The 10448-nt window shown below is 71.6% G+C and carries 11 protein-coding genes; 7 read left to right on the forward strand and 4 right to left on the reverse strand.

All coding sequences use genetic code 11. From position 1 onward, the window contains the following. Window positions 1-169 precede the first annotated feature (169 nt). Window positions 170-346: a zf-HC2 domain-containing protein gene (locus ACZ63E_RS40155; RefSeq protein ID WP_465341548.1), complete on the forward strand. Its 177-nt coding sequence runs from the start codon at window positions 170-172 to the stop codon at window positions 344-346. A 13-nt stretch (window positions 347-359) separates the two neighbouring features. Here the strand turns inward: ACZ63E_RS40155 and ACZ63E_RS40160 are convergent, their stop codons facing one another. Beyond that, window positions 360-1307 carry an Lrp/AsnC family transcriptional regulator gene (locus ACZ63E_RS40160; RefSeq protein WP_465341549.1) on the reverse strand — a complete coding sequence of 316 codons (948 nt, stop codon included), beginning with the start codon at window positions 1305-1307 and terminating at the stop codon, window positions 360-362. Window positions 1308-1416: 109 nt separating this feature from the next. Between ACZ63E_RS40160 and ACZ63E_RS40165 the strand changes: the two genes are divergently transcribed. Further along, entirely contained in the window at window positions 1417-2721 is a 1305-nt protein-coding gene (locus ACZ63E_RS40165; protein ID WP_465341550.1) for an MFS transporter, read from the forward strand. Here ACZ63E_RS40165 and ACZ63E_RS40170 read toward each other — a convergent pair. The 3 genes from ACZ63E_RS40170 to ACZ63E_RS40180 are packed head-to-tail and all read right to left on the reverse strand — an operon-like array spanning window position 2699 to window position 5251. Next, window positions 2699-3106 carry a type III secretion system chaperone family protein gene (locus ACZ63E_RS40170; RefSeq protein WP_465302580.1) on the reverse strand — a complete coding sequence of 136 codons (408 nt, stop codon included), beginning with the start codon at window positions 3104-3106 and terminating at the stop codon, window positions 2699-2701. The two genes, ACZ63E_RS40165 and ACZ63E_RS40170, sit on opposite strands and share 23 nt — an antisense overlap. 44 nt (window positions 3107-3150) lie before the next feature. Then, window positions 3151-4020: an oxidoreductase gene (locus ACZ63E_RS40175; RefSeq protein ID WP_465341551.1), complete on the reverse strand. Its 870-nt coding sequence runs from the start codon at window positions 4018-4020 to the stop codon at window positions 3151-3153. A 46-nt stretch (window positions 4021-4066) separates the two neighbouring features. Further along, window positions 4067-5251 (reverse strand): glycoside hydrolase family 3 N-terminal domain-containing protein, encoded by a 1185-nt coding sequence (locus tag ACZ63E_RS40180; protein ID WP_465341552.1) that lies wholly within the window; start codon window positions 5249-5251, stop codon window positions 4067-4069. A 152-nt stretch (window positions 5252-5403) separates the two neighbouring features. On the opposite strand from ACZ63E_RS40180, the gene ACZ63E_RS40185 reads away from it, so the two are divergent. From ACZ63E_RS40185 to ACZ63E_RS40205, 5 genes are all read left to right on the forward strand, one after another. Further along, the gene (locus tag ACZ63E_RS40185; RefSeq protein ID WP_465302586.1) at window positions 5404-5982 is read left to right on the forward strand and encodes a helix-turn-helix transcriptional regulator; all 579 of its coding nucleotides are present in this window, start codon (window positions 5404-5406) and stop codon (window positions 5980-5982) included. A 15-nt stretch (window positions 5983-5997) separates the two neighbouring features. Then, window positions 5998-7254 (forward strand): extracellular solute-binding protein, encoded by a 1257-nt coding sequence (locus tag ACZ63E_RS40190; protein ID WP_465341554.1) that lies wholly within the window; start codon window positions 5998-6000, stop codon window positions 7252-7254. A 7-nt stretch (window positions 7255-7261) separates the two neighbouring features. Further along, window positions 7262-8167, forward strand: coding sequence for a carbohydrate ABC transporter permease (locus ACZ63E_RS40195; protein ID WP_465302590.1), 906 nt, complete (start codon window positions 7262-7264; stop codon window positions 8165-8167). Continuing rightward, a complete protein-coding gene (locus tag ACZ63E_RS40200) occupies window positions 8164-8988 on the forward strand; it encodes a carbohydrate ABC transporter permease (protein ID WP_465302592.1) in 825 nt (274 codons plus the stop codon). The genes ACZ63E_RS40195 and ACZ63E_RS40200 overlap by 4 nt, the downstream gene beginning before the upstream one ends. Further along, window positions 8985-10448 (forward strand): GH1 family beta-glucosidase (locus ACZ63E_RS40205; protein WP_465341555.1); only part of this gene is annotated, 1464 nt, incomplete at its 3' end. The genes ACZ63E_RS40200 and ACZ63E_RS40205, both read left to right, overlap by 4 nt.

Raw genomic sequence — 10448 nt, forward strand, 5'->3', positions numbered from 1 at the left:
ATCCGTGACGACGTCCTGTCACTCACATGGGCTGTTCGCCGGCCGAAGTTGTCGGCCGATCGGGTGGAAAACGGGGGAACCTCGCCGGAGGCGCGTACGCGCCAGGACTCTGGAGACGTCCGGTAGTGCGGGTGTTCCCCGGCGGGGACGCGGAACGGAGACACGACCCATGGGCCGGTACGACCGGACCGACCTCGGCGCCTACAGCCTGGGGTTGCTCGACGCCGCCGAGGCGGCGCGAGTGGAGCGGCACCTCGCCGCGTGCCCGGACTGCCGCCAGGAGGTCCGGGAGTTCGAAGGCGTCCGCCTGCTGCTCGACCACCTGGCCGTGCCCAAGTCCACTTAGGATCGCGGACGGCTCAGCGCGAAGCTGCCGCCTTGATCGTCCGCAGCACCGGCGCCGTCTCCAGCGTCCGGATCGCCTCCAGCGCGCCGAGCCGCTGGGTCAGGTAGCGGTGCAACGCCGCCGCGTCCGCGCACAACGCGTGCGCCATCAGGTTCGCCGGTCCGGTGGTCGCCGCGACGATCGCCAGCTCCGGATGGGTCGCCAGCGTCCGCGCGACGTCGTCGAGGTGCGCCGGGGCCACCGACATCCACAGCAGCGCCTGCGTCGTGGCCCCCAGCCGGCCCGTGTCCACCTCGAGGTCGAAGAACACCGTCCTGCCGGCCCGCAGCCCGTCCACCCGGCGCGCGACCGTCGCCGCCGACCAGCCGGTGGCCGCCGCCAGCTCGGCCAGCCCCGCGCGGCCGTCTCGCTGCAACGCCGCCAGCAGCGCCTCGTCGTCGCTGGTCAGTGGCTTGCCCTCGCCGGTGAACACCGGAGTCAACGCCGCCACCTGCGCCGCGGAGAGGGAGTTCGCGCGGCCCAGCCACGCCTGCGGCCCGCCGAAGTAGCGGTGCAGCAGCTGGTGCGCCGACACCGCCGTGACGCTCGTCGTGCGCGGGATGTCGCGCAGCAGCAGGGAATGGTCACTTGCCGCCGGGGTGTGGACGTTCACGCAGATCTCGGTGCCGCCGGACATCAGCTTGATCCACGCCGTGTCCGCGCGGCGCGCGAGCGCCCGGGCGAGGTCCTGCGCGGTGTACGGGGTCGCGGTGAGCCGGACCAGCCACTCGGCCTGCCCCGCGCGCTGCGGATCGGGCAGGCCGACCACGCGAAGCGACGCTTCGGCGCGAAGACGGCGATAGCGCCGAGCCACCGTCTGCGTCGAGACGTCGAGGACCTCGCCGATCTTCGTGAACGGCGCCCGGCCGTCGACGTGCAGCGCGTGGATCAGCGCGCGGTCGACGTCGTCCAGCTCGGTCATATCCCTCATTCAAGCCCAGAACGTGGAAGAAATCAGCAACCGAAGCGGCAAAGCTGGAACCGGTGGGCGTGCCGAAGCCACCCTCGGTGCCGACGAAAGGGGGCACCTCTTGCCGACCACCACGCTGCACCGCCACCGCTGGGCCGCGCTGGCCGTCCTGCTCACCGCCGAGGCCATGAACCTCCTCGACGCGACGATCGTGCAGGTCGCCGGGCCGGTGATTCACGCCGGCCTGCCCGGCCCGGCCGCCGACATCCCGTGGTTCAGCGCGGCCTACACCCTGCCGTTCGCGGTCTTCCTGATCACCGGCGGCCGCCTCGGCGACGTCTTCGGCCGGGCCAGGGTGTTCAAGCTCGGGGTCGCCGGCTTCGTGCTCGCGTCGCTGGTCTGCGCGGCCGCGCCCGCGGCGGGCGTGCTGATCGGGGCGCGCGCGGTGCAGGGCGCGGCGGCCGCGCTGGTCATCCCGCAGACCATCGGCCTCATCCGCGCGCTCTTCGACGGGCCCGAGCTGGCGAAGGCACTGGGCACGATCGGCCCGGTGATGGGCCTGTCCGCCGTCACCGGCCCGCTGCTGGGCGGACTGCTGACGCAGGCCGTGTCGTGGCGCGCGGTCTTCCTGGTCAACGTCCCGCTCGGGCTCGCGGTGCTGCTCGGCGCGCGGCTCCTGCGCGAGGACAAGGCCACCACACGACCGCGGCTTGACCTCGTCGGCACCGCGCTCGTCGTCGCGGGGACCGGGCTGCTCGTCTACCCGCTCATCACCCCGGGCGGGACGTCCTGGCCGCTGCTCGCGGCCGGCGCCGCGCTGCTCGGGGCGTTCGGGATCCAGCAGCGCCGCACGGCCGCGCCGCTCGTCGAGCCGAGCCTGTTCGCCCACCGCGGGTTCCCGGCCGCGCTCGCCGGGTCGCTGCTGTTCTTCGCGGTGATGACCGGCCTGATGCAGGTCGTCCCGATGCAGCTGCAGCTCGGCGAGGGAGCCGACGTCCGCACCGCGGGCCTGACGCTGCTGCCGCTCTCGGCCGGGCTCGCCGTGGCGTCGTGGTTCGCCGGGTCGCGCCTGGTGCCGAAGTTCGGCCCGCGCGTGATGTTCGCCGGGCTCGCGCTGCTGCTGACCGGGATCCTGGCCGTCGCCGCCGGGGTGAGGCCCGCGCTGGCGCTGTGCGGGCTCGGGATGGGGACGTTCACGGTGCCGTTCTTCACCGCGGCCCTGCACCGCGTCCGCCCGCACGAGACCGGTTCGGCCGCCGGGCTGCTCAACGCCGTGCAGCAGCTCGGCGGCACGGTCGGGGTCGCCCTGCTCGGCGGGCTCTACCTGCGCACCGGGACGACGACCGCGGCATTCGGCGTTGCCGCCGGGCTGACTGTGGCCGCCGCCGTGGCTGTGGTTCCCCTCAGTAGTCGTCGCGCCCGGTGAACTGCTGCTCCAGCAGCTCGGCCGCGCCCGCCACCAGCTCGAGCGGGTCGATGAACTCGTTGATGTCGAGGTGGATCAGCGGCAGCGAGTGGCGCAGCACGAGGTGGTCACCCATCACCGCGAGCCCGCCCACGACCGTCGACTCGCCGACCTCGGTCAGCACCGACAGGAGGTCGACCTCGTCGTGGCGGGCGAACGGCGTCGCGATCTGGACCCAGTCCTCCTGCTGGTCGAGGATCTCGTGGGCGATCACCATGATCTGGGCCCGCTGCTCGGTGTCGGGGTCGTCGCCGAAGACCAGCCGGATGCGGATCTCGTCGGGGTCGTCGCGCACCACCCGGTAGCCCTGCCTGATGTAAGCGACCAGATCGCCCCACTCCGCCACGCTTTCCTCCGTCCTCGTGCCTGCTTGCGCGCTCAGCGTAGCGATCAGTCGGTGCCGATCCGGTCGAGATCGGCGAGAACGTCGGCGGGCAGGTCCAGGGAAGCCGCGGCGAGGTTCTCGCGCAGGTGCTCCGGCGAGGACGTGCCCGGGATCAGCAGCATCGACGGCGACCGCTGGAGCAGCCACGCGAGCGCGACCTGCATCGGCGTCGCCCCGACCCGCGCGGCGCAGTCGTCGAGCAGCCCGGACTGCAGCGGGCTGAAGCCGCCGAGCGGGAAGTACGGCACGAAGGCGATCCCTTCGGCGGCGCACTTGTCGACGAGGTCGTCGTTCTCGCGGTGCGCCAGGTTGTACTGGTTCTGGACGCACACGACCGGCGCGATCGCCTTCGCCTCGTCGAGCTGCTCGGCCGTCACGTGGCTGACGCCCAGCTGCCGGATCAGCCCCTGCTCCCGCAGTTCGGCGAGCACCCCGAAGGGTTCGGCGAGCGACATCGCCGCGGGATAACCGCCGGTGCTGTCGCTCAGCCGCAGGTTGACGACGTCGAGCGTGTCGACGCCGAGGTTGCGCAGGTTGTCGTGCACCGCCTGGGTGAGGTCCTCGGCCGACAGCGCGGGCGGCCAGCCCTTGTCCTCACTGCGCCGCGCGCCGACCTTCGTGACGATCGTCAGCGACTCCGGGTACGGGTGGAGCGCTTCCTTGATCACGGCGTTCACGGTGTGCGGGCCGTAGTAGTCGCTGGTGTCGAGGTGCGTGACGCCGCTTTCGACGGCCTCGCGCAGCACGGCGACGGCTTTGCCGTGGTCCCGCGGCGGCCCCCACACCCCGGGTCCCGCGAGCTGCATGGCGCCGTAACCCATCCGGGTCACGGGAACTTCGCCGCCGAGGCTGAAGGTGCCGCCCAGGTTCGCCATGCCACTCCTCGGATAGATGCCGATGCCCGAGGAAGAGTCTAGGTACTCAGCCGCAGACGCCCTTGCCGCGCAGCACGCGTGTCACCGACTCCTGCACGCGGTCCTTCGGCAGCTCCCCGGACTGCACGGCCTTCACCAGCCGGTTCAGCACCTCGTCGACACGGCCGCCGGACGACCACAGCGCCTGGTCCGCGCCGGCCTGCAGGGCCTTCAGCACCGCGTCGGGCAGCGGATACTGCGCCGTGATCGCCTTCATCGCGCCGAGGTCGTCGGTCACGACCGGCCCGGTGAAGCCGAAGTCGCCGCGCAGCAACTGGTAGGCGGGCGGCGAAAGTGACGCCGGGACGCCGTTCGTCAAGTCCGGCACGTCGAGGTGGCCGACCATGACGGCGACCGGGCCGTACGCGGCGAGATCCTGGTACGGCACCAGGTCGACCGTGCGCAGCTTCGCGAGCGGCGGGGTGACGACCGTGCCCTTGTGGGAGTCGCCCGAGCCGTGGCCGTGGCCGGGGAAGTGCTTGAGCACCGGCTGGATCCCCGCGTCGCGCAGGCCTTCCGCGAACGCCGTCGCGTACGTCTTCACGGTGAGCGGGTCGGGGCTGAAGGAGCGGTCGCCGATCACGTCGTCGTCCGGCGCGTTCGTGACGTCGGTGTCCGGCGCGAAGTCCACGGTGACGCCGCGGGCGCGCAGCTGCCGGCCGCGGTCGGCGGCGAGCTTGCGGACTTCGGCGGGGGACTTGGTCGCGGCCATCTCGCGCGCGGACGGGATGTCGCCGTCGAGGTCGTCGATGCGCTGGACCCGGCCGCCCTCTTCGTCGACCGAAACCGCGACCGGCAGGTGGGCCACGCCCTGGACCGCGTCCAGGGACCGGTCTTTCAACAACGCTGTTGCGTTACCGCCGATGAAGATCCCGCCGACCTGGTTGTCGCGCACCATGGACACCGTGGCGGCCGGGTTGTCCCCGGAAACCCCGACCACGACCAGCTGGGCGACCTGGGCGCGGACGTCGAGGCCGGTGACCAGCGACGCGCAGTCGCCGGGCCGGGCCAGGCTCGAAGACGGCGCGGGGGAAGCCGGCGGCGGCGCGGCCGAGGGGACGGGAGCGGAAAGCACCGAGGGCCGGGGCAGCGCCAGCCCGGACACGATCCGCGGTTGCAGGCCTGCGACCAGCAGACACCCGGTCACGATGCACAACGCCACCCCCAGGGCGGCCAGACGACGGCGGTTCATCGGTCCCTTCACTCGTCGGCGTTCGCCACGACGGTAGTCGACGGCCTGACTTCACGGCGTGAAGAATGGCTCCACCCCGGCTAGAGAATTCGTGAAGCCACCCTCAGCAGACTGGCGTCACCAGAACACGGACAGTGGGCAGGGAGGGTTCGATGGACCAGGTGCGAGTGGCGGCGTGGGCGTCGGATCCGATCGCGCTCACCGGGCTGATCAACCACCTGAAGTCCCGCCCGGAGCTGCTGGTCGTGCCGCGGGCCCGCCGCGGTGAGGCGGCCGTGCTCGTGTTCGCCGTCGGCCAGGTCGACCGCGAGGTGGTCACCGCGCTGCGAGCCGCCGCCGCCGAGTCGCCCGCCGCGATCGTGCTGGTCGCCGGGCACGTCGACCCTTCGCACCTGCCCCTGCTCGCCGACTGCCACGTTTCCGCCGTCCTGCCGCGGACCGCGCTCGACCGGCTCACCGACAGCGTCCTCGCGGCCGCGCGCGGCCGGACGACGTCCCTGCGCGACCAGGTCGAGGCCCTCGCCCACGACGGCGTCGGCGCGGCGCTGACGCCGCGCGAGGTGGATGTGCTTCGCCTGATGGCCGAAGGCTGGGACACTGCCGAGATCGCGGGCAAGCTCTGCTACTCGGAGCGCACCGTGAAGAATGTCATCTACGCCATGACCAACCGGCTCAACCTGCGCAACCGGCCGCACGCGGTCGCCTACGCCGTGCGAGCCGGTGTGATCTGAGGGAAGCTCACGCCTGTGCGAACGATCACCCGGGCGGCCACCGCGGCCGCCGCGCTGGTCCTGCTCGCCGCCTGCAGCCCGAGTGACGCCGGTGGCAAGACGACGCTCACCATCGCGACCTTCGGCGAGTTCGGGTACGCGCCGCTGATCGCCGAGTACGAGAGACTGCACCCGGACATCACGGTGCAGAACCGGGTCACCGACTTCGACACCCACCACAAGGGACTCGCGACGCAGCTCGCCACCGGGCACGGCGCCGCCGACGTCGTCGCGATCGAAGAGCAGTACATCCCGCAGTACCGGAAGGCGAAGGACAAGTTCGTCGACCTCGCCCAGTACGGCGCCCGTGACCTCGAGAACCAGTGGTCGGCGTGGAAGTGGGCGCAGGGAACCGACGGCGGCTTCGTGGTCGGCCTCGGCACCGACATGGGCAGCCTCGCCCTCTGCTACCGGCGTGACCTGTTCGCGGCCGCCGGCCTGCCGACGAACCGTGACGACGTCGCGAAGCTGATGCCCGACTGGAACGCCTACGCGGCCGCCGCCGACCGGTTCACGCAGAAGACGCCGGGCGTCAAGTTCGCCGACTCCGCGGGCACCGTCTACACGGCGATGCTCAACCAGTCGCCCGAGAACTACTTCGCGCAGCGGGACGACTCGTTCATCGCCGACCGCAACCCGAGTGTCCGCAACGCCTTCTTCCTGTCCGGCGGCATCGCGGCCAAGGGGCAGACGGCGGCCGCGACCACCTTCACCCAGGCCTGGAACGTGGCGATCAAGCAGGGTTCGTTCGCCACCGTCGCCTGTCCCGCGTGGATGCTCAGCCAGATCAAGGAAGCCGGCGGGGACGCCAACAAGGGCAAGTGGGACGTCACCACCGTGCCCGGCAGCAGCGGCAACCAGGGCGGCTCGTTCCTGACTGTGCCGAAGCAGGGCCAGCACCCGAAGGAGGCGTACGAGCTCGCGCGCTGGCTGACCGCGCCGGAACAGCAGAAGAAGCTCTTCCTCTCCGACGGCATCCTGCCCAGCGAGCCGTCGGTGTACGAAGACCCGCAGGTCGTCGCGCACACCGACCCGTACTTCGGGGACGCGCCGATCGGGCGGATCTTCGCCGCCTCGGCCGACAAGCTGCGGCCGAACTACCGCGGCCTGCGGGACGCCGACGTCCGGCCGGAGTTCGGGCGGGCCCTCGGCCGGATCGAGGACAAGACGGACAAGAGTGTCGACCACGCCTGGGCGGACGCCGTTCAGCAGGCGCAAGCCGTCCTGAAGTAGCGCCCGCGTGCAGCACCGGCTCGGCCGTTTCGACCGCAGGATCACGCCGCTGCTGCTCATCGCGCCCTTCTTCGGCCTGTTCGTCGTCTTCGGCGCCTTCCCGCTGCTGTACACGATCTGGGTTTCGCTGCACGACTGGAACGTCCTCGACGGCGACCAGGGCTGGCTCGGCCTGGCGAACTACGGCGACCTGCTGGCCGACCCGCGGTTCTACAACGCGCTCGCCAACACCGTCGGCATCTTCCTGCTCGCCGCGGTCCCGGAGTTCCTGCTGGCGCTGGGCATCGCGGCGCTGCTCGACCGGCCGCTGCGCGCGGCGACCTGGTGGCGCACCGGGATCCTGCTGCCGAACGTCGTGTCCGTCGTCGCGATCGGGCTCGTGTTCGGTCAGCTGTTCAGCAAGGACTACGGCGTGGTCAACGAAGTGCTCGGCTGGTTCGGCGTCGCGCCGGTCAACTGGCAGGCCACGACCTGGTCGTCGCACCTCGCGGTGGCGTCCATGGTGCTCTGGCGCTGGACCGGGTACAACGCGCTGATCTACCTGGCCGCGATGCAGGCCGTGCCCGGTGAGCTGTACGAGGCCGCCGAGCTCGACGGCGCGTCGCGGTGGCGGACGTTCTGGTCGATCACCATCCCGGGCATCCGGCCGTCGCTGGCCTTCACCGCGATCGCCGGCACGGTCAACGGCCTTCAGCTGTTCGCCGAGCCGTCGCTGTTCGACGCCGGCGGGTCGGGCGGGACCGGCGGCAACGACCGCCAGTTCCAGACGCTCGTGATGTACCTGTACGAGAAGGGCTTCACGCACTTCGACGCCGGGTACGCGGCCGCGCTGACCTGGGTGATGTTCGTGATCTGCGCGCTGTTCGCGCTGGTCAACTACCGGCTGGTGCGCCGGTTCGTGAGGTCGGCGTGAGAGCCCGGCGGCGCCCGGGCGGGTGGGTGTACGCCGTGCTGACCGGCGTGCTCGGCGCGTCGGTCTTCCCGCTGTACTGGTCGTTCGTGGTGTCCACAAGGGACAACTCGGCGATCGGGGAGACGTCGCCGCTGCTGCTGCCGGGCGGGCACCTGGTGGAGAACGTGCGGCGGGTCTTCGACACCGTCGACTTCTGGCTCGCCATCGGCAACTCGCTGCTCGTCGCGGGCACGGTCATGGTGTCCAACGTCGTGCTGGCGAGCCTGGCCGGGTTCGCGTTCGCGCGGCTGCGGTTCCCGGGGCGCAACACGCTGTTCCTGCTGGTCGTCGGCTCGGCGATGGTGCCGGCGCAGCTCGGCGTCATCCCGCTCTACCTCGTGGTCGGCGACCTCGGCTGGTACGGCCGGCTCGAAGCGGTGATCGTGCCGGCGCTGGTCAGCGCGTTCAGCGTGTTCTGGATGCGGCAGGCCTGCGAAAACGCGATCAGCGCGGACCTCGTCGACGCCGCGACCGTCGACGGCTGCGGGATCCTGCGTACCTACTGGCACGTCGCGGTGCCCGCGTTGCGCCCGCACGCCGCGGTGCTCGCGATGCTCACGTTCATGGCCACGTGGAACGACTACTTCTGGCCGCTGGTGGTCCTTGACCCCAACGAGACGCCGACCGTGCAGGTCGCGCTTTCGCAGCTGGCCAGCGGGTACTACACCGACTACGCGCTCATGCTCACCGGCGCGACGGTGGGCGTCCTGCCCGTCATCGCGCTGTTCCTGGTGCTGGGCCGCTACATCGTCCGGGGGATCCTGAAAGGGGCGCCAGTATGACCGAGTTTCCGGCCGGCTTCCTGTGGGGCGCGGCGACCGCGTCGTACCAGGTCGAGGGCGCCGTGAGAGCGGGCGGCCGAGGACCGTCCATCTGGGACACCTTCTCGGCCACCGAGGGCAAGGTGCTCGAAGGCGCGTCCGGCGAAGTCGCCTGCGACCACTACCACCGCTACCCCGAGGACGTCGGCCTGCTGGCCGACCTGGGCCTCGGCGCGTACCGGTTTTCCGTGGCGTGGCCGCGGGTGATGCCGGACGGGCGGAGGACGTCGGCCCAGGGCCTGGCGTTCTACGACCGGCTGGTCGACGAGCTGCTCAGCCGCGAAGTCGTGCCGGTGCTGACGCTGTACCACTGGGACCTGCCGCAGGCGCTCGAGGACGCGGGCGGCTGGCCGGCCCGCGACACGGCGTCGCGGTTCGCGGACTACGCGGCGGTGGTGCACGACGCGCTGGGCGACCGCGTCGACCAGTGGACGACGGTCAACGAGCCGTTCTGCGCGGCGTTCCTCGGGTACGGCAGCGGGGTGCACGCGCCGGGCGTCCAGGACTACGACACGGCGCTGGTCGCGGCGCACCACCTGCTGCTGGGCCACGGCCTGGCGACACGCGCGCTGACCGAGCAGGCGCGGCCGGGCCACGAGTTCTCCCTGGCGCTGAACTTCGCCCCGGCCATCCCGGACGGGTCGTCGCCGGAGCACATCGAGGCGGCCCGGAAGTTCGACGGCATCCACAACCGGTTCTTCCTGGACCCGGTGCTGGGCCGCGGCTACCCGGAGGACGTCATGGCGGACGTTCTCCACCATGGAGGCCGGTTCGCGGCCGCGGTCCGCGACGGCGACACGGACATCATCGCGGCGGCGATCGACTGGCTGGGCGTCAACTACTACGCGCCGGCGCGGGTCACGCCGCTGGCGGATCCGCTGGGGCGCAGCAACTGCCCGCTGCCGGGGCTGCGCGGTCTCGACGTGCTCCCGGCGGTCGGCCCGGTGACGGCGTTCGGCTGGGAGCAGGCGCCCCCGGTGCTGACGTCGCTGCTGGAGTGGATCTCGACGCGGTCCGGCGGGCTGCCGCTGGTGGTGGCGGAGAACGGCGCGTCCTTCGTGGACGAGGTCGTCGACGGCCGCGTCGCGGACCCCGACCGGGTGCGGTACCTGGAGACACACGTCCGAGCGGTGCACGACGCGATCCGCGCGGGGGTGGACGTCCGCGGCTACCTGGCGTGGTCCCTGCTGGACAACTTCGAGTGGGCGATGGGGTATTCACAACGGTTCGGCCTGGTGCACGTCGACTTCGAGACCCAGGTCCGGACGGTCAAGGACTCCGGCCGGTTCCTCGGCCGCGTCGCGAAGGCCAACGCCCTCCCGGACTTGGGGGGGGGGGGGGGGGGGGGGGGGGGGGGGGGGGGGGGAGACGGAAAAAAAAAAGAAAAACAAAAGAAGAGAGGAAGAGGAGGAAGGAAGGAA

It is taken from the genome of Amycolatopsis sp. NPDC104819 (genome assembly GCF_055583145.1).

What these genes read in the sequence shown, in the direction of transcription:
- ACZ63E_RS40175 (WP_465341551.1), bottom strand. Translation starts at nt 4,020, where the DNA reads ATGGCGAACCTGGGCGGCACCTTCAGCCTCGGCGGCGAAGTTCCCGTG.
- ACZ63E_RS40160 (WP_465341549.1), bottom strand. Translation starts at nt 1,307, where the DNA reads ATGACCGAGCTGGACGACGTCGACCGCGCGCTGATCCACGCGCTGCAC.
- ACZ63E_RS40155 (WP_465341548.1), top strand. Translation starts at nt 170, where the DNA reads ATGGGCCGGTACGACCGGACCGACCTCGGCGCCTACAGCCTGGGGTTG.
- ACZ63E_RS40180 (WP_465341552.1), bottom strand. Translation starts at nt 5,251, where the DNA reads ATGAACCGCCGTCGTCTGGCCGCCCTGGGGGTGGCGTTGTGCATCGTG.
- ACZ63E_RS40185 (WP_465302586.1), top strand. Translation starts at nt 5,404, where the DNA reads ATGGACCAGGTGCGAGTGGCGGCGTGGGCGTCGGATCCGATCGCGCTC.